This window comes from Streptomyces sp. NPDC026092 (assembly GCF_040638605.1).
Classification (GTDB): Bacteria; Actinomycetota; Actinomycetes; order Streptomycetales; family Streptomycetaceae; genus Streptomyces.
The window spans coordinates 188538-213043 of sequence record NZ_JBEZYN010000004.1; the positions used below are offsets into that span (position 1 = coordinate 188538).

The 24506-nt window shown below is 72.6% G+C and carries 21 protein-coding genes; 12 read left to right on the forward strand and 9 right to left on the reverse strand.

What is annotated here, in order from left to right; all coding sequences use genetic code 11:
- The first annotated feature begins 140 nt into the window (after positions 1–140).
- From pdhA (AB0F56_RS08140) to AB0F56_RS08170, 7 genes are all read left to right on the forward strand, one after another.
- Complete coding sequence (gene pdhA / locus AB0F56_RS08140) at positions 141–1301, forward strand: pyruvate dehydrogenase (acetyl-transferring) E1 component subunit alpha (protein ID WP_362006135.1); 1161 nt, start codon at positions 141–143, stop codon at positions 1299–1301.
- On the forward strand, positions 1301–2329 hold the full coding sequence (locus AB0F56_RS08145; protein WP_362005501.1) for an alpha-ketoacid dehydrogenase subunit beta: 1029 nt from the start codon (positions 1301–1303) through the stop codon (positions 2327–2329). Before pdhA (AB0F56_RS08140) ends, AB0F56_RS08145 begins: the two co-directional genes overlap by 1 nt.
- Positions 2329–3702: a dihydrolipoamide acetyltransferase family protein gene (locus tag AB0F56_RS08150; protein WP_362005503.1), complete on the forward strand. Its 1374-nt coding sequence runs from the start codon at positions 2329–2331 to the stop codon at positions 3700–3702. Before AB0F56_RS08145 ends, AB0F56_RS08150 begins: the two co-directional genes overlap by 1 nt.
- 99 nt (positions 3703–3801) lie before the next feature.
- Positions 3802–4728, forward strand: coding sequence for a DUF6457 domain-containing protein (locus AB0F56_RS08155; RefSeq protein WP_362005506.1), 927 nt, complete (start codon positions 3802–3804; stop codon positions 4726–4728).
- Positions 4725–6110: a molybdopterin molybdotransferase MoeA gene (locus AB0F56_RS08160; RefSeq protein ID WP_362005509.1), complete on the forward strand. Its 1386-nt coding sequence runs from the start codon at positions 4725–4727 to the stop codon at positions 6108–6110. The genes AB0F56_RS08155 and AB0F56_RS08160 overlap by 4 nt, the downstream gene beginning before the upstream one ends.
- Before the next feature lie 4 nt (positions 6111–6114).
- Positions 6115–7173: a potassium channel family protein gene (locus AB0F56_RS08165; protein ID WP_362006137.1), complete on the forward strand. Its 1059-nt coding sequence runs from the start codon at positions 6115–6117 to the stop codon at positions 7171–7173.
- A 10-nt stretch (positions 7174–7183) separates the two neighbouring features.
- Positions 7184–8173 carry an NAD(P)H-quinone oxidoreductase gene (locus AB0F56_RS08170; protein WP_362005510.1) on the forward strand — a complete coding sequence of 330 codons (990 nt, stop codon included), beginning with the start codon at positions 7184–7186 and terminating at the stop codon, positions 8171–8173.
- Positions 8174–8295: 122 nt separating this feature from the next.
- Here AB0F56_RS08170 and AB0F56_RS08175 read toward each other — a convergent pair whose 3' ends face one another.
- The 5 genes from AB0F56_RS08175 to AB0F56_RS08195 form a co-directional block, all read right to left on the reverse strand.
- Positions 8296–8841, reverse strand: a complete 546-nt coding sequence (locus tag AB0F56_RS08175) for a bacterial proteasome activator family protein (RefSeq protein ID WP_362005513.1) — start codon at positions 8839–8841, stop codon at positions 8296–8298.
- A 139-nt stretch (positions 8842–8980) separates the two neighbouring features.
- Entirely contained in the window at positions 8981–11845 is a 2865-nt protein-coding gene (locus AB0F56_RS08180; protein ID WP_362005516.1) for an ABC transporter permease, read from the reverse strand.
- The gene (locus AB0F56_RS08185) at positions 11842–12576 is read right to left on the reverse strand and encodes an ABC transporter ATP-binding protein (RefSeq protein ID WP_362005518.1); all 735 of its coding nucleotides are present in this window, start codon (positions 12574–12576) and stop codon (positions 11842–11844) included. The genes AB0F56_RS08180 and AB0F56_RS08185 overlap by 4 nt, the downstream gene beginning before the upstream one ends.
- A 182-nt stretch (positions 12577–12758) precedes the next feature.
- Positions 12759–13388 (reverse strand): PadR family transcriptional regulator, encoded by a 630-nt coding sequence (locus AB0F56_RS08190; protein ID WP_362005519.1) that lies wholly within the window; start codon positions 13386–13388, stop codon positions 12759–12761.
- 106 nt (positions 13389–13494) lie between these two features.
- Positions 13495–13638, reverse strand: a complete 144-nt coding sequence (locus tag AB0F56_RS08195; protein ID WP_362005522.1) for a hypothetical protein — start codon at positions 13636–13638, stop codon at positions 13495–13497.
- A 340-nt stretch (positions 13639–13978) separates the two neighbouring features.
- Between AB0F56_RS08195 and AB0F56_RS08200 the strand changes: the two genes are divergently transcribed.
- Positions 13979–14338, forward strand: a complete 360-nt coding sequence (locus AB0F56_RS08200) for a hypothetical protein (protein WP_362005524.1) — start codon at positions 13979–13981, stop codon at positions 14336–14338.
- A gap of 181 nt (positions 14339–14519) precedes the next feature.
- Here AB0F56_RS08200 and AB0F56_RS08205 read toward each other — a convergent pair whose 3' ends face one another.
- Entirely contained in the window at positions 14520–16163 is a 1644-nt protein-coding gene (locus AB0F56_RS08205) for a protein kinase (RefSeq protein ID WP_362005526.1), read from the reverse strand.
- Between the two features lie 269 nt (positions 16164–16432).
- Between AB0F56_RS08205 and AB0F56_RS08210 the strand changes: the two genes are divergently transcribed.
- A complete protein-coding gene (locus tag AB0F56_RS08210; RefSeq protein ID WP_362005529.1) occupies positions 16433–18019 on the forward strand; it encodes a protein kinase in 1587 nt (528 codons plus the stop codon).
- A 12-nt stretch (positions 18020–18031) separates the two neighbouring features.
- Here AB0F56_RS08210 and AB0F56_RS08215 read toward each other — a convergent pair whose 3' ends face one another.
- From AB0F56_RS08215 to AB0F56_RS08225, 3 genes are all read right to left on the reverse strand, one after another.
- Entirely contained in the window at positions 18032–19081 is a 1050-nt protein-coding gene (locus AB0F56_RS08215; RefSeq protein ID WP_362006139.1) for a phosphotransferase, read from the reverse strand.
- 264 nt (positions 19082–19345) lie between these two features.
- On the reverse strand, positions 19346–19762 hold the full coding sequence (locus AB0F56_RS08220) for a pyridoxamine 5'-phosphate oxidase family protein (RefSeq protein WP_362005532.1): 417 nt from the start codon (positions 19760–19762) through the stop codon (positions 19346–19348).
- A 137-nt stretch (positions 19763–19899) separates the two neighbouring features.
- The gene (locus AB0F56_RS08225; RefSeq protein WP_361960018.1) at positions 19900–20559 is read right to left on the reverse strand and encodes a response regulator transcription factor; all 660 of its coding nucleotides are present in this window, start codon (positions 20557–20559) and stop codon (positions 19900–19902) included.
- Positions 20560–20896: 337 nt separating this feature from the next.
- Here AB0F56_RS08225 and pdhA (AB0F56_RS08230) point away from each other — a divergent pair, with 337 nt between their 5' ends.
- The 3 genes from pdhA (AB0F56_RS08230) to AB0F56_RS08240 are packed head-to-tail and all read left to right on the forward strand — an operon-like array spanning position 20897 to position 24483.
- A complete protein-coding gene (pdhA, locus tag AB0F56_RS08230) occupies positions 20897–22072 on the forward strand; it encodes a pyruvate dehydrogenase (acetyl-transferring) E1 component subunit alpha (protein ID WP_362005535.1) in 1176 nt (391 codons plus the stop codon).
- 2 nt (positions 22073–22074) lie between these two features.
- Complete coding sequence (locus tag AB0F56_RS08235; RefSeq protein WP_362005538.1) at positions 22075–23055, forward strand: alpha-ketoacid dehydrogenase subunit beta; 981 nt, start codon at positions 22075–22077, stop codon at positions 23053–23055.
- 39 nt (positions 23056–23094) lie between these two features.
- A complete protein-coding gene (locus AB0F56_RS08240; protein WP_362006142.1) occupies positions 23095–24483 on the forward strand; it encodes a dihydrolipoamide acetyltransferase family protein in 1389 nt (462 codons plus the stop codon).
- Positions 24484–24506 lie beyond the last annotated feature (23 nt).

Sequence of the window (24506 nt, forward strand, 5' to 3'; positions counted from 1 at the left end):
TCCCAGGCTGTGGAGAACCGATTGTCCACAGGCTGAGGGCGCCTGTAGCCAAAATGGATCCACGACCGAACAATCGGTAGGTGAGGCGCACCACATTCGCGCCACCCGCCTTCGGGTCTTATGCCCGCTCCCACGAGGAGGTGGACTCGTTGCAACAGCGCAGTTCGACAGTCCAAGAGCCGCCCGGTGCCGCGACCGCCTACCGGCCGACCCCGCCGCCGGCGTGGAAGCCGCGCACCGACCCCGCCCCGCTGCTGCCCGACGCCGAGCCCTATCGGGTCCTCGGCACGGACGCGGCCGCCCAGGCCGACCCCGAGCTGCTGCGGCGGCTCTACGCGGAGCTGGTCCGCGGCCGTCGGTACAACGCGCAGGCCACGGCGCTCACCAAGCAGGGCCGCCTGGCCGTCTACCCGTCGACCACCGGGCAGGAGGCCGCCGAGGTCGCGGCCGCGCTGTCCCTGGAGGACCGGGACTGGCTCTTCCCGTCGTACCGCGACACCCTCGCGGCCGTCGCCCGCGGTCTGGACCCGGTCCAGGCGCTGACGCTGCTGCGCGGCGACTGGCACACCGGGTACGACCCGCGTGAGCACCGCGTCGCGCCCTTGTCCACGCCGCTCGCCACCCAGCTCCCGCACGCGGTGGGCCTGGCCCACGCGGCCCGCCTCAAGGGCGACGACGTGGTCGCCCTCGCCATGGTCGGCGACGGCGGCACCAGCGAGGGCGACTTCCACGAGGCGCTGAACTTCGCGGCCGTCTGGCAGGCCCCGGTGGTCTTCCTCGTGCAGAACAACGGCTTCGCGATCTCCGTGCCCCTCGCCAAGCAGACGGCGGCCCCCTCGCTGGCCCACAAGGCCGTCGGGTACGGCATGCCGGGTCGGCTCGTCGACGGCAACGACGCCGTCGCCGTCCACCAGGTGCTGACCGAGGCCGTGGCACGCGCGCGGCGGGGCGGCGGACCGACCCTGGTCGAGGCCGTGACGTACCGCATCGACGCCCACACCAACGCCGACGACGCGACCCGCTACCGCGGGGACAGCGAGGTCGAGGCCTGGCGGGCGCACGACCCGATCCTGCTCCTGGAGCGGGAGCTGACGGAGCGTGGCCTGCTCGACGAGGACGGCAAGCGGGCGGCGGCCGAGGCCGCCGAGACGATGGCGGCGGAGCTGCGCGAGCGGATGAACGCCGAGCCGGTCCTGGACCCGATGGATCTGTTCGCGCACGTCTACGCCGAGCAGACGGCACAACTGCGCGAGCAGGCGGCGCAGCTGCGGGCCGAGCTCGACGCCGAGAGCGAGGCGTGATGACCACCGCGCAGCAGACGCCGGAGAAGAAGGCGGTGGCCAAGCCCGCCACCATGGCGCAGGCGCTCCAGCGGGCGATGCGGGACGCGATGGCCGAGGACCCGACCGTCCATGTCATGGGCGAGGACGTCGGCACGCTCGGCGGCGTCTTCCGGGTCACCGACGGGCTCGCCAAGGAGTTCGGCGAGGACCGCTGCACCGACACCCCGCTGGCCGAGGCCGGCATCCTCGGCACGGCCGTCGGCATGGCGATGTACGGGCTGCGGCCGGTCGTCGAGATGCAGTTCGACGCCTTCGCCTACCCGGCGTTCGAGCAGCTGATCAGCCACGTGTCCCGGATGCGGAACCGCACCCGGGGCGCGATGCCGATGCCGCTGGTGATCCGGGTGCCGTACGGCGGCGGGATCGGCGGTGTGGAGCACCACAGCGACTCCTCCGAGGCGTACTACATGGCGACGCCGGGGCTCCATGTCGTCACCCCGGCCACCGTCGAGGACGCGTACGGGTTGCTGCGGGCGGCGATCGCCTCCGACGACCCGGTCGTCTTCCTGGAGCCCAAGCGGCTCTACTGGTCGAAGGCCGACTGGCGGCCCGAGGCACCGACTCCGGTGGAGCCGATCGGCAAGGCCGTGGTGCGCCGCGCGGGGCGCAGCGCGACGCTGATCACGTACGGGCCGTCCGTGCCGGTCTGCCTGGAGGCCGCGGAGGCGGCCCAGGCCGAGGGCTGGGACCTGGAGGTGGTCGATCTGCGCTCGCTGGTGCCGTTCGACGAGGAGACCGTCTGCGCGTCGGTGCGGCGCACCGGACGGGCCGTCGTCGTCCACGAGTCGGCCGGGTTCGGCGGGCCGGGCGGGGAGATCGCGGCGCGCGTGAGCGAGCGCTGCTTCCACCACCTGGAGGCGCCGGTCCTGCGGGTCGCCGGGTTCGACATCCCGTACCCGCCGCCGATGCTGGAGCGGCACCACCTGCCGGGCGTGGACCGGATTCTCGACGCGGTGGCGCGGCTGCAGTGGGAGGCGGGCAACTGATGGCCCAGGTTCTCGAGTTCAAGTTGCCCGACCTCGGTGAGGGGCTGACCGAGGCGGAGATCGTCCGCTGGCTGGTGAACGTCGGCGACGTCGTCGCCATCGACCAGCCGGTCGTGGAGGTCGAGACCGCCAAGGCCATGGTCGAGGTGCCGTGCCCGTACGGCGGTGTGGTGACCGCCCGCTTCGGCGACGAGGGCACGGAGCTGCCGGTCGGCGCGCCGCTGATTACGGTCGCGGTCGGCGGAACGCCGGGCGAGGTGCCGACGGCACCGTCCGCCGCGGTCGCGGGCGGTCCCTCGGCGGAGGCGGCCGCCTCCGCCGAGTCCTCGGAGTACTCCGGCAACGTGCTCGTCGGATACGGCACGGCGGGACCGGCGGCCAGGCGTCGCCGGGTGCGGCGCGAGAGCCCCGCGGCTCCGGCTGCCGCGGCTCCGGCCGTCGCTCCGGTCCAGATCCCCGTGTCGGTTCCGGCTGCGGCTCCCGTGGTGTCCGACGGGCCCGTGCCGGTGATCTCGCCGCTCGTGCGGAAGCTGGCCCGGGACAAGGGCCTCGATCTGCGGGAGGTACGGGGGTCGGGCCCGGCCGGTCTGATCCTGCGGGCCGACGTGGAGTCCGCCCTGGCCGCCGCCGAGACGGCCGCCGCGCGTCCCGCTCCGGTCGTGGCCGGCTCGGCCGGCGCGGCCGTCGGCGAGAGGGTGCCGCTGCGCGGGGTCCGGGGCGCCGTCGCCGACAAGCTCTCCCGCAGCCGTACGGAGATCCCGGACGCCACCTGCTGGGTGGACGCGGACGCGACCGAGCTCATGGCCGCGCGGGCCGCGATGAACGCGGCCGGTGGCCCGAAGATCTCGCTCCTCGCGCTGCTCGCCCGCATCTGCACCCACGCGCTCGCCCGCTTCCCGGAGCTGAACTCCACGGTGGACACGGCCGCGCGGGAGATCGTCCGGCTGCCGTCCGTGCACCTCGGGTTCGCGGCGCAGACCGAGCGCGGTCTGGTCGTTCCGGTGGTCCGGGACGCGGGCACGCGGACGGCCGAGTCGCTGACGGAGGAGTTCGCGCGGCTGACGGAGTCGGCGCGGAAGGGGACGCTGACACCGGCGGACCTGACCGGCGGGACGTTCACGCTGAACAACTACGGGGTGTTCGGGGTCGACGGGTCGACGCCGATCATCAACCACCCGGAGGCGGCGATGCTCGGGGTGGGCCGGATCATCCCCAAGCCGTGGGTCCACGACGGTGAGCTGGCCGTCCGCCAGGTCGTCCAGCTGTCGCTGACCTTCGACCACCGGGTCTGCGACGGAGGCACGGCGGGCGGCTTCCTCCGCTACGTCGCGGACTGCGTCGAACACCCCGCGGTGCTGCTGCGCACGCTCTGACCCGGCACCGACCCCAGGAGCCCCCGGCCGTCGTCACGATGTTCTCTTCCCCTGAGACGGCCGGGGGCTCTTGGGGCGGGTGCGGCTCATACTGCTGGGGTGACGACCTTGTATGACGCCGTCGTGCTCGCGGGCGGGGCGGCCAAGCGGCTGGGCGGTGTGGACAAGCCCGCCGTGCGGGTCGGCGGGCGGGCCCTGCTCGACCGCGTGCTCGCCGGCTGCCGGGGCGCCGGGCGCACCGTCGTCGTCGGAGACCGGCGGCCGACCGTGCGGCCCGTGGTGTGGGCCAGGGAGGAGCCGCCCGGCGGGGGACCGCTGGCCGCGCTCGACTCCGGGGTGCGCGAGGTCGCGGCCGACGCCGTGCTCGTTCTCTCCGCCGACCTGCCGTTCCTCGACGAGGGGACCGGCATCCGGCTCCTGAACGCCCTGACCGCCGCGTCCGGGGCCGGTGCGTCCGAGGCCGCCGCGCCCGACGCCGCCGCCCCCGCCCCCGACGCCGCCGCGCCCGACGCCGCCCTCCTCGTCGATGCCGACGGCCGTGACCAGCCGCTCGTCGCCGTCTACCGCACCGACGTCCTCCGCCGCGAGCTCGCTCGCCTCGCCACCGAGCACGGCGGCCTCTCCGGGCTCCCGCTGCGTCTGCTCACCGAGGGACTGCGGATCGTCCGGGTCACCGCGGGCCCCCTCGCCTCCTTCGACTGCGACACCTGGGAGGACATCGCCGCGGCCCGGGCCAGGATCAGGGAGCATGGGAACGTGCTGGACGAATGGATCACCGCAGTCAAGGCCGAACTGGGCATCGAGATCGACGTCGACACCGGCGTCCTGCTCGATCTGGCCCGGGACGCCGCCCACGGGGTCGCCCGCCCCGCCGCGCCGCTGACCACCTTCCTGGTCGGGTACGCGGCGGCGAAGGCGGCCGCCGAGGGCGCCGACGGCCCGGAGGCCGTCGCCGAGGCGTCCCGCAAGGCCGCCGCCCTCGCCAACCGCTGGGCCGCCGAGGCGGAGCGGGACACGGACGGATGACGCACCACGACGACGCCGACGACGACGGCGTCGATGAGGTCCTCGCCCTCGTTGCTTCGCAGCGCGGCACCGAGCACCGGCCCGCCGCCGCTGCCGCCGGCCCCACCTCCACCCCCGACGACCCCCACCACGCCACCGCCTGGCCCGCCGCGCGCGCCGTCGCCGCCCGTGCCGGGGCCACCGTGGGCGCCGCGCGCCCACCCCTCCGTACGCCGCTCGACCAGGCCCTGGGCCGGGTGCTTGCCGAGCCGCTCCTCGCGCTCACCGATCTGCCCTCCTTCGACACCTCGGCCATGGACGGCTGGGCGGTCGCCGGTCCCGGCCCCTGGGAGATCCGCGCCCAGGGAGCCGTGCTCGCCGGCCACGCCCCCGCCGCGCCGCTGGACGACGGCACCGCCGTTCGGATCGCCACCGGGGCCCGCGTACCGCCCGAGACCACGGCGGTCATCCGCAGCGAGCACGCCCGCACCGATACGAGCGGGCATCTGCACGCCCGGCGCGAGGTCGTGCCCGGTCAGGACATCCGCCCCCGGGGCCAGGAGTGCGGCGCCGGTGACCGGCTGCTGCCCGCCGGGACCCGGGTGACCCCGGCCGTCCTCGGCCTCGCGGCCGCCGCCGGGTACGACGAGCTGCCCACCCCGGCCCGCCCCCGCGTGGAGGTCCTCGTCCTCGGCGACGAGCTGCTGACGGCGGGACTCCCCCACGACGGGCTGATCCGGGACGCCCTCGGCCCCATGCTCGGCCCCTGGCTGACCGCGCTGGGCGCCGAGACGCTGGCCACCCGATGGATCGGCGACGACGAGTCCGCCCTCGCGGCGGCCGTCACCGGCTCCCCAGCCGACCTGGTGATCACCACCGGCGGCACGGCCTCGGGCCCCGTCGACCATGTCCACCCCGTGCTGGCCAAAGCCGGGGCGACCCTGCTCGTCGACGGGGTGAAGGTCCGGCCCGGTCACCCGATGCTGCTCGCGCGCCTCGACGCCGACCGCCATCTCGTCGGGCTGCCCGGGAACCCGCTGGCCGCCGTCTCGGGCCTGCTCACCCTGGCCGAGCCGCTGCTCCGCGCCCTCGCGGGGACCCCGCTCCCGGCGCCGTACAGCGTCCCCATGGCGGACGAGGTGCAGGGCCACCCCCACGACACCCGGCTTGTCCCGGTCGTCTACCGCGACGACCGGATCGTTCCGCTGCGGTACCACGGGCCCGCGATGCTCCGGGGGATCGCGGCGGCGGACGGGATGGCCGTCGTCCCGCCCGGCGGCGCGCGGCCCGGCGACGCGCTGGAGATCCTCGACCTCCCCTGGCCGGGCTCGCTCGCCGAACCCGTCCCCAGCATCACCACCGCACGGCAGGAGGGTGTTTCACGTGAAACTTCCCAGCCGTGACGTCATGGCGCGCGACGCGGACGAGAAGGCGGCCCCCACCCGCATCCGGATGCCCCGCCGCGTCGTCGAGAAGCCCATACGCCAGGTGGCCAAACGCCTGCTCATGGCGCTTGGCGTGCTCGCCCTCACCACGGTCATCGTCTACATCGACCGCGACGGCTACCACGACAACGCCAACGGGACGCTCGACTTCCTCGACTGCGCCTACTACGCGACCGTCACCCTCTCCACCACCGGATACGGCGACATCGTCCCGTACAGCGATACCGCGCGGCTCGTCAACATCCTGGTGATCACGCCACTGCGCGTGCTGTTCCTGATCATCCTGGTCGGCACCACTCTCGAGGTCCTCACGGAGCGGACCCGGGAGGAGTGGCGGCTGAACCGCTGGAGGTCCACCTTGCGTGACCACACCGTCGTCGTCGGATTCGGTACCAAGGGTCGCTCGGCGATCCAGACCCTCTGCGCGACGGGCCTGCGGAAGGAACAGATCGTCATCGTCGATCCCTCCACCAAGGTGATCGAGACCGCGAACGCGGACGGCTTCGTCGGAGTGGTCGGTGACGCGACCCGCAGCGATGTGCTGCTCCGCGCCGAGGTGCAGAAGGCGCGTCAGATCGTCATCGCCACCCAGCGCGACGACACCGCCGTCCTGGTGGCGCTCACCGCCCGACAGCTCAACAGGGGCGCGAAGATCGTCGCCGCCGTGCGCGAGGAGGAGAACGCGCCGCTGCTGCGCCAGTCGGGTGCGGACGCCGTGATCACCAGCGCCAGCGCGGCCGGTCGCCTGCTCGGGCTCTCCGTGCTGAGCCCCAGCGCCGGTGCGGTGATGGAGGACCTGATCCAGCAGGGCTCGGGGCTCGATCTGGTGGAGCGGCCGGTCACCAAGGCCGAGGCGGGCAAGAGCGTGCGGGAGACCGAGGACCTGGTGGTCAGCGTGTTGCGCGGGCACCGGCTGCTCGGTTACGACGATCCGGCGGCCAGCCCGCTGCAGTTGACGGACCGTGTGATCACCATCGTGCGCGCCGCTCCCGTCACCCCGTTGTCGTCGCCGTCCGAGTAGCCTCGCCGCCATGCATGCGATCACGATTCCGGAACCCGGCGGCCCCGAGGCCCTCGTCTGGGCCGAGGTGCCCGATCCCGTGCCCGCCGAGGGCGAGGTCCTCGTCGAGGTGGTGGCGAGCGCCGTCAACCGTGCCGATCTGCTCCAGCGCCAGGGCTTCTACGACCCGCCGCCGGGCACATCTCCGTACCCCGGTCTGGAGTGTTCGGGCCGGATCGCCGCGCTGGGCCCGGGGGTCTCCGGCTGGAAGGTCGGCCAGGAGGTGTGCGCGCTGCTCGTCGGCGGTGGTTACGCGGAGAAGGTCGTCGTCCCCGTCGGCCAGCTGCTGCCCGTGCCGGAGGGCATGGACCTGGTGACGGCGGCGGCGCTGCCCGAGGTGACCTGCACGGTCTGGTCGAACGTCTTCATGGTCGCCCATCTGCGGCCTGCCGAGACGCTGTTGGTGCACGGCGGGGCGAGCGGCATCGGCACGATGGCGATCCAGCTCGCCAAGGCCGTCGGCGCGAAGGTCGCGGTCACGGCCGGCGGTCCGGACAAGCTCGCGCGCTGCGCCGAGCTGGGCGCGGACATCCTGATCGACTACCGCGAGCAGGACTTCGTCGAGGAGCTCCGCAAGGCCACGGACGGCGCGGGTGCGGACGTGATCCTGGACATCCTCGGAGCGAAGTATCTGGAGCGCAACGTGAACGCGCTCGCGGTCAACGGCCGGCTGGCCGTCATCGGTCTGCAGGGCGGTGTGAAGGGCGAGTTGAACCTCGCAGCGCTGCTCTCCAAGCGGGCCGCGATCACGGCGACGACGCTGCGCGCCCGCCCGCTGCACGAGAAGGCGGCCATCGTCGCCGCGGTGCGGGAGCACGTCTGGCCGCTGGTCGAGTCGGGCACGGTACGCGCGGTGGTCGACCGTACGGTCGAGATGCCGGACGCCGCCGAGGCGCATCGCGCCCTGGACTCCGGCACCCACGTCGGCAAGGTCCTGCTCGTGGCTCCCCGGACGGCCTGAGGACGCGCGCACCAGGCCCGCCCGAACGCGCAAGGGCCCGGCACGCCCTGAGGTGTGCCGGGCCCTCACGCGACTCCGGAGCGACTCCAAGCAGGCCCCGGAGCCCTAGCGGCCTCGAAGTCCTACAAGTAAGGCCCCGACCGGACGGCGTGGCCCCGGCCGTGGTCGTCGTCCTCGTCGACCGGCACACCCGGAGGCAGCGCACGCCGCATCTGCTCCAGTTGGGCGCGGGCGGCCATCTGCTGGGCGAACAGCGCCGTCTGGATCCCGTGGAAGAGGCCTTCGAGCCAGCCCACCAACTGGGCCTGCGCGATCCGTAGTTCCGCCTCGGAGGGGATCGCCTCGTCGGTGAACGGCAGCGAGAGCCGCTCCAGTTCCTCGACCAGTTCGGGCGCGAGCCCGTCCTCCAGCTCCTTCACGGAGCTCGCGTGGATGTCCTTGAGCCTGACCCGGCTCGCCTCGTCGAGGGGAGCCGCGCGTACTTCCTCCAGGAGCTGCTTGATCATGCTGCCGATGCGCATGACCTTCGCAGGCTGCTCGACCATTTCTGTCACCGGGACCTCGCGGGATTCGTCGTCACCCTGAGCGCCGCCGAGTGCCATCCCGTCCTGTCCCACGATGAGGACCTGGGGAGTCTCCTGCGACCGTTCATTCCTCGGCATCTCCATGCCGCCATTCTCTCGCACACGTGCCTCATCACACGGTGTGCCCCTGGAGGAGGGTGATCCACCCTTCTCCAGGGGCACAGGACGGCAACGACCGATCACGGACCGTCCAGAGGCCGATCAGGTACCGATCAAGGACCGATCAGGCGGCTTCGCGGCGGGCCAGGGCCCCACGCGAGCGGGTCACCAGGGCCGCGAGGAGCGCGGCGCCCAGCGGTACCAGGATCAGCATCGCGCCGAGCGTCTCCCAGGGGACGACGATCGGGACGTACGGCACGTCCTGCGAGCCGCCCCAGCCCTGGTCGAGGGACTCCTGGTAGAAGCGCAGCTCCTGGCGTTCCTCGGTGAGCCGCAGGCCCATCGCCGGCAGCACACCGGCCGCCGATCCGAGGATCACGCCCATCGCGGCGACCACCCCGCACTGGAAGCCGCTGAGCGTGCGGCGGACCCGCGGGGGCGCGCCGACTGCGGACAGCGTCTTCAGATCGGCCTCGGCGTCGGCCTGCGCGAGGCCGGTGGCGATACCGGCCGCGCCGATGGTGACGAGTCCGGCGAAGACGGTCAGCGCGAGGAGCACGATGCTCGTGTTGCTGACGAATCCTTCCTCCACGTGGAGAGCGACATCGCTGCCGATCTTGGCGAGCTCCCCGTCGAGCTTCTGACGCTGCTCGGCGCTGGGCATCGCGTCGGTGGAGAAGACCGAGCCGAACGGCAGCGCGGTGAAGCCGGCGGCCTTGGCGGCCTCGGGGCTGATGAGCGCCCGCACGCCGTAGGCGTTCTGCCCGGTCACCAGGTGGGCGGGGAGGCTCTTGATCTCGCCGGGGAGCGGCTTGCGCTCCTGATCGGCCTGGTTCGCCTTCTTGTTGTCGGCGATCACCCTGATGCCGATCTTGTCGCCCTTGTCGATCGGGGCCTTGGCGAAGGAGACGATCTTCCCCTCGGCGAGGGCCTTCTGGGCGCCCGCGTCCGTGATCCCGAGGATCTTCAGGAGCGAGGCGTCACCGACGACCAGGCCACCCTCGACGTAGGCGCCGCCGGGCAGGTCACCGCCGCTGTTCTCCGTGCAGCGCCAGTCCTCGGCGAGCTTGCGGCGCTGCTCCTTGGTGAACTTCTCGGAGGGGTCCGAGCCGTCCTCGGAGGCCCACAGCGGACACTCGTTGGCCTTCGGGATCACCAGCTCGAAGCGGCCGCAGCCCGGGGCCTCGCTGTACGGGGCACAGCCCGGCTTGCCGACCACGATGCGCTGGACGTCCGCGCGGGTGTCGACCGGCATCAGCCGCTGGATGGCGTCCCGCACCTGCGGAACGTCACGGCCGCCCTCCTCCATCACGAGCGCGGAGACCGCGCCGTGCGGCAGCTTCGCCTCGTAGCCGGCCGCGTCCTGGGCCTCGCGGCTGGCCGCGTAGGTGGAGATGGCGACCGTTCCGGCGACCGCGGCGAGCACGGCGGCGACGGCGGGTGCCGTACGGCCCCGGTTGCGCACTGCGTCCCGCAGGGCGAGGCGCGGCGAGAGCGGCAGCCAGCGGCCGGTGCGGCCGAAGAGGCCCACCAGGGCCGGGGTCATGGCGACCACGCCCAGCTCGGCGAGGGCGCTGCCGCCCGCGACGACGATGAACTGGTCGGAGATCACCGAGCCGTACAGCGCGATCGTGCCGCCCAGGAGCAGGGCGCCCAGACCGATGAGCGGCAGGACGCGGCTGCCGCGGCGGACACCGCGACGCCCGGTGAGCGAGGCGAGGACGGTCTGCCGGGACGCGGTGACGGCCGGGACGATCGCGGCCATCAGACCGGTCAGCACGGCGATGAACGCGATGCCGAGCAGCTCCAGCGGACGCACGTCGAAGGAGCCGAACCGCTGGTTCATGGCGGTTTCGAGGAACGGCTGCAGCGCGAACGTCAGGATGAGCGCGAGAACCGTACCGAGGACGGCAGCCGCGACGCCGATGACGAGACCGCCGCTCAGCACGATCGCGCGGATGTGGTGACGGTCGCCGCCGTTGGCACCGACGAGCCCGAGCTGACGGCGCGAGCGGCGGGCGCCCACGGCGAACGCGGGCCCGGCAAGGAGGCAGATCTCCAGCATGGCGAGGCCGACGACCGTGCCCGCCGCGGCGAGCTCGGCGGCCTGGGCGGCCGCGCTGTCCTCGAAGGTGCCCCAGCCCTCCTTCTGGTAGAGCGGGACATCGGCCTTGGCGGGCGGGTCCAGGAGCACCGCGCGCGAGACGACGGCGACGCCCTTGGCGTTGATCTGCTGGACGGTGTTCCACGTGAAACCACCGGGAGCCTTCACCAGATACGTGACGGAGGCGCCGCCCGTGTCCAGCCCGCTCGCCGCGACGACCTTGGCGTACGCGTCGAGGAACGCGCCCGGCAGGGCGTTGATCTGGTCGGCCTTCAGATCGTTGGGGAGCTCGTACGAGCCGACGATCCGGAACGTACGGGTGTCACCGCGGGCGGAGAGCGTGGAGCCGATGCTCAGCCCGCTGGTCTCCAGGAAGTGCGTGGTCGCGGCGACCTCGTCGGCCTTCTCCGGGAAGCGGCCGTCCTGGAGGGCCATGATGCCGCGGGCGAGCGGGTCGCCGGCCTTCAGCTCACGGACCTCGCTCTGGAGGAGCCCGTGGGCGGTGGTCAGCTTGGCGCTGCCGGAGCTGTCGGTCAGGACCGTGGAGCCGGCCGGGAAGGTCTTGGTGACGTCGGTCGGACCGGTCGGCCAGGCCTGGTCGCCGTAGTCCTTGGCCGGCACGTTCGTGTCGCCGTTCGGATCCTGGAAGATCGGCACACCGTTGACCTGGGCGTCGGAGAAGCGCGCGTCGGCGGCGCCTATCTTCCGGTTCAGGCTCTCCTCGGTGGAGAGCTCCGAGCTGCGCAGGGTCAGATCGGCGGCGCTGACGCCGAGGATGGGCAGGGCGATCATCGCGAGGACGAGGAAGCTGCGTCCCTTGGAGCGCCAGGCGTCACGGCGCGCGATGCGGATCGCGGCGCGCCAGGAGTGGAGCCACTTGTTCACCGTTCGGCCGCCTGGCCGGAGAGGAGCGAGTCGGCCTCGCTGCGCACGGTCTGGTCGACGACGGCGCCGTCCCGCAGGAAGACGACCCGGTCGGCCCAGGCGGCGAACCGCGGCTCGTGGGTGACCAGGACGCCCGCGGCCCCGGCGTCGCAGCGCGAGCGCAGCAGGGCGAGGACGGACTCGCCGGTCTCGGAGTCCAGGGCGCCGGTGGGCTCGTCCGCGAGGACCAGGCGCCGGTCGCCGACGAGGGCACGGGCGATGGCCACGCGCTGCTGCTGGCCGCCGGACATCTCGTCGGGGAAGCGGTCGGCGAGGTGGCCGAGGTCCATCTCCTCCAGCGCGGCCAGCGCCTCGACGCGGGCCTTGCGGGCGGCGACACCGTCCAGTTCGCGGGGCAGGGCGACGTTCTCGGCGGCGGTGAGCGCCGGGATGAGGTTGTAGTCCTGGAAGACGTACCCGATGCTGCGGCGGCGCAGGGCCGCGAGGGCCTTGCGGTCGGCGGTGGTGATGTCGGTGTTCTCGACGATCACCTTGCCGGAAGTGGGGTTGTCGAGGCCGCCCGCGATGGTGAGCAGGGTCGACTTGCCGGAGCCGGACGGGCCCATGACGGCGACGAGTTCACCCGGGTAGACGGCCAGGTCGATGCCGCGCAGGGCGTGCACCTCGGTGGCGCCGGAGCCGTGGACGCGGGTCAGGTTCTGGAGTTGCAGCACGGGCTGCGCACTGGACATGGAGGGGTCCCCCTTGGGCGTACGGACGCGGTGCGGCGTCGCGTACGGAGCGGATGGAGAGGTGGTGCCAGAAGGTTCTGGGTGGAGTGGTGCGGGTGCGGCGCCGCGTGTGCGGGACAGGCGTCGCGGATCGTGCGGTACGGCGCCGGGTGGCGCGGGACCGGGGCCGGGTGGCCGTGGTGTCAGCGCAGCCGCGCCGGGCGGTGCGTGTCGTCGGCGGCCGGTGCGGCCGCCTCGGGAGGCCGGGGGTCCCCCGCGCCGACGGCGGACGTCGAGAGCCGGATCAGCCGGGCCTCGCAGTGGTCCAGCCAGCGGGCCTCGGCCTCGGTCTGGAAGATGAGCTGCTCCAGGACGAGGAGCCAGGCCACGTCGTCCCGTTCACGGGACTCGCCCGTCTCGAGCGCGGTGAGCGCCTGCGCCTTGAGCCGGGTGTAGTCCTGCATCGCCTTCACGGTGTGCCGGCGCTGCGACTGGATGACGGCCCGGATGTCGACCCCGGGCGCTCCGACGGCCATGGCGAGCTTGATGGCGAGCTCGTCGCGGGCCGGGCTGGTGCGGTCCACGGGCTTCTCGAACCACTGCCGCAGCTCTTCACGACCGCCGTCGGTGATCGCGTAGAGCGCGTGGCCGGCCTCGTCCTCGCCGTCCTGGGCGACCATGCCGTCCCGTTCGAGACGGTTCAGGGTCGTGTAGACCTGGCCGACGTTGAGCGGCCAGGTGGAGCCCGTGCGGGACTCGAACTCCGTACGGAGCTGCGAGCCGTAGCGAGGCCCGCGTTCGAGGAGGGCGAGAAGCCCGTGGCGGATCGACATACTCAGTATGTATACCGGGTATGCCGACGCGGACAAGCGACCTGAGACGGAGCTTCCGCGTCCGTCTCAAGGGGGACACGCGGGGTCCCGCGGGGGACCGGGCCTCTCAGCGGCGCCGCATCCGGAGGCCGAGGAAACCGATTCCGAGCCCCATCAGCGCGAGCCCGGCGCCCAGGGTGACCACGGGAATCTGCCGGTCGGAGGCGGTGGGGGCGGTCTGGTTGCCGAGCCGGGGCGCGGCGGCGGGCACGGTCGCGGGCGGCGAAACGGAACCCGTGGGGTCCGTCTCCGGTACCGGTTCGAGGCCCTCGTCCGCGGCGTCCGTCCCCTCGGGCGGCTCCTCCGGGGGCTCCTCGGCTGTTTCGGATTTGGTACGAGAGGGGTCCGCGGACGGGTCGGTCGACGCGTCGCCGGGTCCATCCGTGGCGCTCGGCTTCGGCTTGGCGGGGGGCCGGCCGGGCCGCGGGCGGCCCTCCCCGGCGGGCCGCCCGGCCCATGAGCCGGACGGGGTGGGCCCGGGCGCCGCGGAGGCCGACGCGGACGGAGACGCCGAAGCCGGGGGCGCGGCGGGCGGGCGGGAGGCCCCAGGCGTGGGCCGCCCCGTCGGGGCGGCGGTGTCGGCCGGGGAGCGGGAGGGCGTGGCCGGCGCGGTGGACTTCGCGGACTTGGCCGGCTTCGACGGCCCGGCAGTCCTGGGCGCGGCCGTCGCATGCGCCGAACCCGCAGAGGCCGCCGCCGAGCCGGCCGAGCCGGCTGCCGAACCAGCAGAGCCGGCCGCCGAACCCGCCGAACCCGCCGAAGCCGAGCCCGCCGGAGCGGGCCCGGGTCGCTCGTACCCGTACGCCACCGGGACGGCGCCGACCAGCAGCCAGCACGCCATCACAGGGCCGAGCGCCCGCCACCGCAGTGCCCGCGTCCGCGTGCCGCGGAGTCCTGGAATCACCGGGTGACCCCCTCCCGTACCGAGCCGCCGAGGTATCCAACTCAGCGTCACATGACGGGACAATTCCGGCATCCGGGCGCCCGCGCGCGGATGACCCGCGGATCACTCCACGAACAAACGGACGACGAACCCGGGCGACGAAGCCAAGCTACGAACCCGGGCTACGAACCCGGACCACGAACCCGGCCCTACTGCCCCGGGTTCCCCGTGGAGATCTCCAGGGTGAACTCGGCGTCGCTCTTCGACGCGTCCCCGCCCGCCGGCGGGTACTGGCTGAGCACCGTGCCCTCGCCGTACGTCGCCTCGTCCACCGGGGTCTGCTTCGTCAGCTTCCACCCGGCGGCCTGGATGCAGTCCTTGACCGACTGAATGTTCTTGTACGTGAAGTCCGGGATCTCGAACTTCTCCGGGTCGTCGCTCGACTCCCTCGGCTCGGTGCACTTCTTCACGTCGATGGTCTTCGTCAGGTCAGGACCCTTGTGCCCCGGCGCGACCGACTGGCTCTGGCTCGGGTCGCCACCCGCGCCGTCGTTCGCGTCGTCCTTGTTGAGGTTGATCACGGTGATGACACCGCCGATGACCAGCAGCGCGGCGACGGCCGCGCCCACGATCATCGGCGTGCTCCGCCGCGACCCGCCGGCGGTACCGGAGACGGAGGTGGCGCCGCCGGAGACCGGGGGCTGCGGCGACATCGTGTACGGGCCGGGGGCAGGCGTCTGGTACGCCGGGGCCGGCGGCGGGGTCGGCGCCTGCTGCGGGTACCCGTAGGAGGGCGCCGGCGTCGGCGGACCGTACGGACCGGGCTGGGGCGCCGGCGTGGGCTGCTGGTACGGGTACTGGACCCCGTGCGTCGACGGCGGCGGCGTCTGGCCGACCGGCGGGAAGACCGCCGAGCCGACACCCGCGCCGCTGCTGACCGGACCGCCCGCCACGATCACCGGCGCGCTCGTCTGCCCCGCCGAGAGCACCCGCAGGCACTCGTCCTGCATCGCGGCCGCGCTCGGGAAACGCTCGTTCGGGTTCTTCTTCAGCGCGCGGGCGACGAGCGCGTCCATCGCCGGGGTCACCGAGCGGTTGATGGACGACGGGGCGACCGGCTCCTCCTGGACATGCGCGTACGCGATGGCCAGCGGCGAGTCCGCGTCGAACGGCAGACGGCCCGTGAGCAGCTGGAACAGCATGATGCCGACCGAGTACAGGTCGGAGCGGGCGTCCACCGCGCGGCCCAGGGCCTGCTCGGGGGAGAGGTACTGCGGCGTGCCGACGACCATGCCCGTCTGCGTCATGGAGGTGACACCGGACTGCATGGCGCGCGCGATGCCGAAGTCCATCACCTTGACCACGCCGCGCTTGGTCATCATCACGTTGCCGGGCTTGATGTCCCGGTGGACCAGGCCCATCTCGTGGCTGGTGTCCAGGGCGGCGAGGACGTCCGCCGTCACCTTGAGGGCCTTGTCGGCGGGCATCGCGCCGAACTGCCGTACGTCGGAGGCGAGGACCGAGCCGAGCGGCTGGCCCTCCACGTACTCCATGACGATGTACGGCATGACCGAGCCGTCGAGGGTGTCCTCGCCGGTGTCGAAGACCGAGACGATGTTCGTGTGCGAAAGCTTCGCGACCGCCTGCGCCTCGCGCCGGAACCGCTCGCGGAACGACTGTTCCCGGCCGAGTTCGGTGTGCAGGGTCTTGATGGCGACCTGCCGGTCGAGTGCGCTGTCGTACGCGAGGTAGACGGAGGCCATGCCGCCCTCGCCGAGCAGGTCGCGAAGCTGGTACCGGCCGTTCGCAACCGAACCGCCCGCATAGCGGCCCTGGGCGCCGTCCTGGCTCATTCGTGCTCCCCCTACGCGCGCGTGGCGGCGCTGATCGTTAATTTCCCGGCCAAGTCTGCCCGAGGGCACCGACACGTCAAGCCGGGTGCCCGTTCCGTGACCCTCCGCGCAAGAAGCGTCTCGGAAGCGTTACACGAACCGGCCGCAATTTGCATGGGTGTACACGCGGGAGGTTGGATGGCCGGTCCACTCGGACCGTGGTGTCGGACGAAGCCTGTAGCGTGACGACGGAACGGCTCCACACGACTGACAGACGACGGCGAGGACTGATGGCACCCGAATCCGAAGCAGGCGGCGGCGGCCTGTCGGGCGCCGCCGCGGAGTCCTGGGGCGTCGGCGGAGTGGTCGGTGACGGACGGTACCGGCTGACCCACCGCCTCGGGCGCGGCGGCATGGCGGAGGTGTTCGCGGCCGAGGACGTGCGCCTGGGCCGCACCGTGGCCGTCAAGCTGCTCCGCTCCGACCTCGCCGAGGACCCGGTCTCCAAGGCCCGCTTCACGCGCGAGGCGCAGTCGGTCGCCGGCCTCAACCACCACGCGATCGTCGCGGTGTACGACTCCGGCGAGGACCTCGTCGGCGGTCACTCCGTGCCGTACATCGTGATGGAGCTGGTCGAGGGCCGCACCATCCGCGACCTGCTGATCAGCGCCGAGGCGCCGGGCCCCGAGCAGGCCCTGATCATCGTCTCCGGTGTCCTGGAGGCGCTCGCCTACTCGCACCAGCACGGCATCGTGCACCGCGACATCAAGCCGGCGAACGTGATCATCACGCACGGCGGCGCGGTGAAGGTCATGGACTTCGGCATCGCCCGCGCCCTGCACGGCGCGCAGTCGACGATGACCCAGACCGGCATGGTCATGGGCACGCCGCAGTACCTCTCCCCCGAGCAGGCCCTCGGCAAGGCCGTGGACCACCGCTCCGACCTGTACGCCACCGGCTGTCTGCTGTACGAACTCCTCGCGCTGCGGCCCCCGTTCACCGGTGAGACCCCGCTCTCGGTGGTCTACCAGCACGTCCAGGACATCCCGGTCCCGCCGTCAGAGGTCGCCCACCCCTCGCCGCCGGAGCTCGACGGGCTCGTGATGCGCTCGCTGGCGAAGGACCCGGACGACCGGTTCCAGAGCGCCGAGGAGATGCGCGGGCTCATCCAGTACGGCCTGCAGATGCTCCAGCAGGCGGGCGGCCACACGGGTACGTGGAGCACCGGCCCGGTGGAGATGCACGAGGGCGGTCACACCCCGGTCGGCGGCGTCGCGGCGACGACGGCGATGGGGCACCCGATGCACCACGAGACCGCGCAGCGCCCGCTCCTGCCCCCGATGAACCCGGACGACGGCGGATACGACGGCGGCCACGGCGGCTACGGCCAGGACGGGTACGGCGGGAAGCGCGGGAAGGGCGGCCGCGGCAAGGTGCTGCTGTTCCTGTCGCTCGCGATGATCGCGATCGTGGCGGGTGTCGTGTACGCGCTCGACAAGGCCGGTCAGGCGGACAGCGACAAGCCGACGACGCCGATCACGCAGTCGCCGACCCCGTCCGCGGAGTCGCCGACGCCGTCGGAGGAGCAGAGCCAGGACACCCAGGAGCCGGACACGACGTCGAGCGGCGGCAACGAGCAGCCGTGGACGAAGCCTCCGACCACTCCGCGGACGACGCCGCCGACGACGCCCCAGACGACCCCGCCGACGACGAAGCCGACGCCGACGGACGACGGTTCGGACGACGGCGGCAACACGGGCGACCCGACGGGCGACCCGACCGGCACGCCGTCGGGCGACCCCACGGACCCGCCGGACAACACCGTGCAGGGGAGCACCGGGCAGCCCGCGACACGCGGCACCGGCTTGACCCCGTAGGACAGGCCGGAGTCACCCCGCGAACGCGTCGCGTACCGCCTCGTACTCGCGGGTCCACCACACCGCCAGGGCCGACACCGCAGGAAACTGTGGGTCGGCCCTTCGGTCGTTGAGCTGGTAGCGCCAGCGCAGTATCCAGAAGTCGTTGAGCCGCTCCCACCACACCCGGTGCACCGCCGACGCCAGCTCCGCCGCGTCCGCGCCGGCCGCCCGGCGGTAGGCCCGCGCGTACGCCCGTACCTTCCCGAGCGCCAGCTCGCCCGCCGGTCGTACGAAGAAGATGGCGGCGGCCCTGACGGCCTCCTCGGCCCGGGGCTGGACGCCGAGGCGGTCCCAGTCGACGATCGCGGCCGGTTCGGCGCCCCGGTAGAGCAGGTTCAGCGGGTGGAAGTCGCCGTGCACCCAGCCGGCCGACGCGGCGGGCGGCGGGCGGCGGTGGGCGTGCTCGGCGAGCAGCCACCGGCGTTCGAGCAGCCGGTGCTCGGCGAGCGCGTCGAAGCCGGTGCGGGGCCGGTGGGCGCGGGCGAGGCGCAGGAGCTCGTCGATGACGCGGAGGGTGTCCTCGGGGCGGGCGCTCTCGTGCCCGGCGCCGGGCGGCGGCGACTCCATCACCTGCTCCAGGCAGGTGTGGACGTGCCCGAGGAGCGCGCCGAGGCGCCGCGAACCGCCCGTGGAGAGCTGGGCGCCGTCGCGGTGGCGGCCGTCGACCCAGGGGTGCAGGGCGTAGCAGCGGCCGCCGATGACGGCGACCGTGCGGCCTGCGGAGTCGGCGAGCGGCGGGGCGACGGGCAGGCCGAGGGCGTGCAGGCGCTGGGTCGCGCGGTGCTGGCGGCTGATGGTGTCCCGGTCGGCGGTCGGGGCGTCGAGGTGCTGCTTGAGGAAGTAGGCGCCGCGGGTGGTGAAGAGGCGGTAGCCCCGATTCAGCAGGCCCTGGGTGACGGGCTCGCAGGAGAGCGGCTCACCGGCCTCCCGGTAGCGCCGCAGCAGGTCACGGACGGGCGGGGCGGGGGTGGCGGCGCCGCGGGGCGTCAGGACGGCCTCGCCGCCCCGCTGGGCGAGCATGGAGGCGCCGACGACGGGCGCGAACGGGGCGTCGCCGGAGAGGGTGGCGAACGGGGAGGCGTCGGAGTGGGCGGCGAACGCGGAGGCGCCGGAGAGGGCGGCGAACGGGGCGTCGCCGACACGCGGGGCGAGCACGGAATGGCTGCCGCGCGGGGTGAGCGGGACGGGGGCCGGCGGGGAGGCGCCGACGGGCGGAGCGAGCGGAACGGCGCCGACGGGCGGAGCGAGGGTTTCAGATGAGCGCGGCACCCCCCAAATGTTAGATCACGCTACGTGCTGAAGATGTCGCTCCGTGGTGTAGTCCAGCTGGTGCACGGTCACGAACTGCGGCTCGATCCGCAGGTAGATCGGCTCGAAGGGGTCACCGTCCACCACCTGCGGGCTCGCGCCGAACGCGGCGAGCTGCTCCTCGGTCGGTTCCACGACCTCGGCGTAACCCGTGAACTGCACGGACCAGAGGTTCTCGGCGCCGGAGTTGAAGTTGTCCGCGCCGTAGGCGACGACGCTGCCCGCGCAGGCCCGGTGGTAGCCGAGGCCCCGGTGCATGCGGATCAGTACACAGCCGTCGGCCACGATGTGCCGGGCGGGGGCGACGAACGGCATCGCGCGCATGCTCGTCGCCACCCGGCCGTACGAGACGCGGTTCAGCAGCTCGATGGCGCGGATCTCCTCGGTGGACATGGCTTCCACTCTCCGCCACCGGCACCGCACCGGGAAAGGGGCGCCTGCCCCGGTTCACCGGGGACGTAGGTCCCGAATCGGGGCCCGCACCGGGTCAGGCCGAACGGGTGACCCCGCGAGGGGGCCACCGGCGGCGCTCAGTGCCGTTCGGCCTGCATGCGGGCCACGTACGCCGCGGCCTGCGAACGGCGCTCCATGCCCAGCTTCGACAGCAGGCTGGAGACGTAGTTCTTGATGGTCTTCTCTGCCAGGTGGAGCCGTTCGCCGATGGCCCGGTTGGTCAGGCCCTCGCCGATCAGATCCAGGATCTTGCGCTCCTGTTCGGTCAGATTGGCGAGCTTGTCGTCACCCTTGGGGTTGTTTCCGTCCCGCAGTCGCTCCAGGACGCGGGCGGTCGCGACCGGATCGAGCAGCGACTTGCCCGCCGCCACGTCCCGTACCGCCGAAAGCAGTTCGTTCCCGCGAATGGCCTTGAGGACATAACCCGAGGCCCCGGCCATGATCGCGTCGAAAAGTGCCTCGTCGTCGGCGTACGAGGTGAGCATCAGGCACTTGATGTCCTCGTTCTGCGAACGCACCTCGCGGCAGACCTCGACGCCGCTGCCGTCCGGCAGCCGCACGTCGAGCACGGCCACGTCGGGCCGGGTCGCGGGGATCCTGACGAGGGCGTCGGCCGCCGTGCCCGCCTCCCCGACCACCTCGATGTCGTCCTCCACGGAGAGCAGCTCGTGGACGCCGCGCCGGACGACTTCGTGGTCGTCCAGCAGAAATACCCGGATTTTTCCATCTTCGCGCACCCACCCAGTCTCACATATTGGCTCTTCCCGTGCCCGGGGTGTGCGGGATAACGTGCCGGTGTTCCGGCGGCCTGCGAGGCTGTTGCCAGTGCGCTGACCAGCTACTGTTCCCACATTTCTCGATTTACTTGGAAATCCAAGCAAAATCGCAGGTCAAATGGGGTTTCGCAGTAATGCGAAGCAGTGGGTAACGTGCCTATGACAGGGCGCTCGCCGGGGCACCTGTCACGCCTGACCCGGCCGAGTCGCACCCACCCCGTGCGCGCGTCCGGACAAGGCGAGCCGCACTGGCCTTTCCCGGCAACCCCGGGGGCCGGACCGACGGAGGAGTACGCACGTGACCGTGGAGAGCACTGCCGCGCGCAAGACGACGCGACGCAGCAGCGGCACCAAGCGCACGGCCGGCGCCAGCGCCGCCAGCGCCAAGAAGTCCCAGACTTCCGAGCCCGAGCTCGTACAGCTGCTGACGCCCGAAGGGGAGCGCGTCCAGCACCCCGAGTACGACATCGACCTGAGCGCCGACGAGCTGCGCGGCCTCTACCGCGACATGGTGCTCACCCGCCGCTTCGACGCCGAGGCCACCGCCCTGCAGCGCCAGGGCGAGCTGGGCCTGTGGGCCTCGCTGCTCGGCCAGGAGGCCGCGCAGATCGGCTCCGGCCGCGCGCTCCGCGACGACGACTACGTCTTCCCGACGTACCGGGAGCACGGAGTCGCCTGGTGCCGCGGTGTCGACCCGACGAACCTGCTCGGCATGTTCCGCGGTGTGAACCACGGTGGCTGGGACCCCAACACCAACAACTTCCACCTGTACACGATCGTCATCGGCTCGCAGACCCTGCACGCCACCGGCTACGCCATGGGCGTCGCCAAGGACGGCGCGGACTCGGCCGTGATCGCGTACTTCGGTGACGGCGCGTCCAGTCAGGGTGACGTCGCCGAGTCCTTCACCTTCTCCGCGGTCTACAACGCGCCCGTCGTGTTCTTCTGCCAGAACAACCAGTGGGCGATCTCCGAGCCCACCGAGAAGCAGACCCGTGTGCCGCTCTACCAGCGCGCGCAGGGCTTCGGCTTCCCCGGTGTCCGGGTCGACGGCAACGACGTCCTCGCCTGCCTGGCCGTCACCCGCTCGGCTCTCGAGCGCGCCCGCCGGGGCGAGGGCCCGACCCTCGTCGAGGCGTTCACCTACCGCATGGGCGCCCACACCACCTCCGACGACCCGACCAAGTACCGCGCCGACGAGGAGCGCGAGGCCTGGGAGGCGAAGGACCCGATCCTGCGGCTCAAGGCCTACCTGGAGCGCGAGGGTCACGCCGACGCGGCCTTCTTCGAGGCCCTGGAGACGGAGAGCGAGACGCTCGGCAAGCGCGTCCGCGAGGGTGTCCGCTCGATGCCCGACCCGGACCACATGGCGATCTTTGAGAATGTCTACGCCGACGGCCACGCGCTCGTCGACGAGGAGCGCGCGCAGTTCGCCGCCTACCAGGCGTCGTTCGCGGACGGAGGGGCCGAGTAATCATGGCTGTTCAGAAGCTTCCCCTGGCCAAGGCGATCAACGAATCGCTCCGCACGGCCCTGGAGAACGACCCCAAGGTCCTCATCATGGGCGAGGACGTCGGCAAGCTCGGCGGCGTCTTCCGGGTCACCGACGGTCTGCAGAAGGACTTCGGCGAGGACCGGGTCATCGACACCCCGCTCGCCGAGTCCGGCATCGTCGGCACCGCGATCGGGCTGGCCCTGCGCGGCTACCGGCCCGTCGTCGAGATCCAGTTCGACGGTTTCGTCTTCCCCGCGTACGACCAGATCGTCACGCAGCTCGCCAAGATGCACGCCCGCGCGCTCGGCAAGATCAAGCTGCCGGTCGTCATCCGGATCCCGTACGGCGGTGGCATCGGCGCCGTCGAGCACCACTCGGAGTCCCCCGAGGCGCTCTTCGCGCACGTCGCCGGCCTCAAGGTCGTCTCGCCGTCCACCTCGTCGGACGCGTACTGGATGCTCCAGCAGGCCATCCAGAGCGACGACCCGGTCATCTTCTTCGAGCCCAAGCGCCGCTACTGGGACAAGAGCGAGGTCGACACCGACGCGATCCCGGGCGAGCTGCACAAGGCCCGGGTCGCCCGCGAGGGCACGGACCTCACGCTCGCCGCGTACGGCCCGATGGTGAAGGTCTGCCTGGAGGCCGCCGCGGCCGCCCAGGAGGAGGGCAAGTCGGTCGAGGTCCTGGACCTGCGCTCGATGTCCCCGATCGACTTCGACACCATCCAGACCTCGGTCGAGAAGACCCGCCGCCTGGTCGTGGTCCACGAGGCCCCGGTCTTCTACGGCTCGGGCGCGGAGATCGCCGCCCGGATCACCGAGCGCTGCTTCTACCACCTGGAGGCCCCCGTCCTGCGGGTCGGCGGCTACCACGCGCCGTATCCGCCGGCGCGCCTGGAGGAGGAGTACCTGCCGGGTCTGGACCGCGTGCTCGACGCCGTCGACCGCTCGCTGGCGTACTGACGGGCTGAGGAGAGCATCGTGACGATCCGCGAATTCAAGATGCCCGACGTGGGCGAGGGCCTCACCGAGGCCGAGATCCTCAAGTGGTACGTCCAGCCGGGCGACACGGTCGCCGACGGTCAGGTCGTGTGCGAGGTCGAGACGGCGAAGGCGGCCGTCGAGCTGCCGATCCCGTTCGACGGCACGGTCCACGAACTGCGCTTCCCCGAGGGCACGACGGTCGACGTCGGCCAGGTCATCATCTCGGTGAACGTGGGCGGAGAGGCGCCCGCCGCCGCCCCGGTGGCGGCGGAGGCCCCGGCTCCCGTCGTGGAAGCACCGGCTCCCGTCGCCGAGGACGAGGAGCCGCAGGGCCGGCAGCCGGTCCTGGTCGGCTACGGCGTGGCCGCGAGCTCGACCAAGCGCCGGGCGCGCAAGGGCGCGCCCGTGCCCGCGCAGGCCGCCGCCGCGATCCAGGGCGAGCTCAACGGGCACGGCGGCTCCACCGCGACCGCCACCCGCCCGCTGGCCAAGCCCCCGGTGCGGAAGCTGGCCAAGGACCTGGGCGTGGACCTGGCGACGGTCACCCCGACCGGCCCGGACGGGATCATCACCCGCGAGGACGTCCACGCGGCGGCCGCCCCGGCGACGGCCCCGGCGGCAGCCCCTGCGGCGCCGGCCGTGACCCCGGCGGTCCAGGCCCCGGTGGCGGCCCCGGCTCCCGTGGCCGTGCCCGTCGAGGTGGGCGCCCGGGAGACGCGTACGCCCATCAAGGGCGTACGGAAGGCCACGGCGGCGGCGATGGTCGGCTCGGCCTTCACCGCGCCGCACGTCACCGAGTTCGTGACCTTCGACATCACGCGCACCATGAAGCTGGTCGAGGAGCTCAAGTCCGACAAGGACATGGCGGGCCTGCGGGTCAACCCGCTGCTCCTCATCGCCAAGGCCGTCCTGGTCGCCGTCCGGCGCAACCCGGAGATCAACGCGGCCTGGGACGAGGCGAACCAGGAGATCGTGCTCAAGCACTACGTCAACCTGGGCATCGCCGCGGCCACCCCGCGCGGTCTGATCGTGCCGAACATCAAGGACGCGCACGCCCAGACCCTGCCCGAGCTGTCGACGTCCCTGAGCGAGCTGGTCGCCACCGCCCGCGACGGCAAGACGACCCCGGCGGCGATGCAGGGCGGCACGTTCACCATCACCAACGTCGGCGTCTTCGGCGTCGACACCGGTACGCCCATCCTGAACCCGGGCGAGTCCGCGATCCTCGCGGTCGGCGCGATCAAGCTCCAGCCCTGGGTCCACAAGGGCAAGGTGAAGCCGCGTCAGGTCACCACGCTGGCCCTCTCCTTCGACCACCGTCTGGTCGACGGCGAACTGGGCTCCAAGTTCCTCGCGGACATCGCGGCGATCCTGGAGCAGCCGAAGAGGCTCATCACCTGGGCGTAAGAGTTCAGTTGGGATGTTTCACG

Excerpts from the sequence above, each read along its gene's own strand:
- AB0F56_RS08235 (WP_362005538.1), top strand. The coding sequence starts at position 22,075 with ATGGCTGTTCAGAAGCTTCCCCTGGCCAAGGCGATCAACGAATCGCTC.
- AB0F56_RS08190 (WP_362005519.1), bottom strand. The coding sequence starts at position 13,388 with ATGTCGATCCGCCACGGGCTTCTCGCCCTCCTCGAACGCGGGCCTCGC.
- AB0F56_RS08220 (WP_362005532.1), bottom strand. The coding sequence starts at position 19,762 with ATGTCCACCGAGGAGATCCGCGCCATCGAGCTGCTGAACCGCGTCTCG.
- AB0F56_RS08205 (WP_362005526.1), bottom strand. The coding sequence starts at position 16,163 with ATGAGCCAGGACGGCGCCCAGGGCCGCTATGCGGGCGGTTCGGTTGCG.
- AB0F56_RS08145 (WP_362005501.1), top strand. The coding sequence starts at position 1,301 with ATGACCACCGCGCAGCAGACGCCGGAGAAGAAGGCGGTGGCCAAGCCC.
- AB0F56_RS08150 (WP_362005503.1), top strand. The coding sequence starts at position 2,329 with ATGGCCCAGGTTCTCGAGTTCAAGTTGCCCGACCTCGGTGAGGGGCTG.
- AB0F56_RS08160 (WP_362005509.1), top strand. The coding sequence starts at position 4,725 with ATGACGCACCACGACGACGCCGACGACGACGGCGTCGATGAGGTCCTC.
- AB0F56_RS08170 (WP_362005510.1), top strand. The coding sequence starts at position 7,184 with ATGCATGCGATCACGATTCCGGAACCCGGCGGCCCCGAGGCCCTCGTC.
- AB0F56_RS08240 (WP_362006142.1), top strand. The coding sequence starts at position 23,095 with ATGCCCGACGTGGGCGAGGGCCTCACCGAGGCCGAGATCCTCAAGTGG.
- AB0F56_RS08210 (WP_362005529.1), top strand. The coding sequence starts at position 16,433 with ATGGCACCCGAATCCGAAGCAGGCGGCGGCGGCCTGTCGGGCGCCGCC.
- AB0F56_RS08185 (WP_362005518.1), bottom strand. The coding sequence starts at position 12,576 with ATGTCCAGTGCGCAGCCCGTGCTGCAACTCCAGAACCTGACCCGCGTC.
- AB0F56_RS08165 (WP_362006137.1), top strand. The coding sequence starts at position 6,115 with ATGGCGCGCGACGCGGACGAGAAGGCGGCCCCCACCCGCATCCGGATG.
- AB0F56_RS08175 (WP_362005513.1), bottom strand. The coding sequence starts at position 8,841 with ATGGAGATGCCGAGGAATGAACGGTCGCAGGAGACTCCCCAGGTCCTC.
- AB0F56_RS08215 (WP_362006139.1), bottom strand. The coding sequence starts at position 19,081 with ATGCTCGCCCAGCGGGGCGGCGAGGCCGTCCTGACGCCCCGCGGCGCC.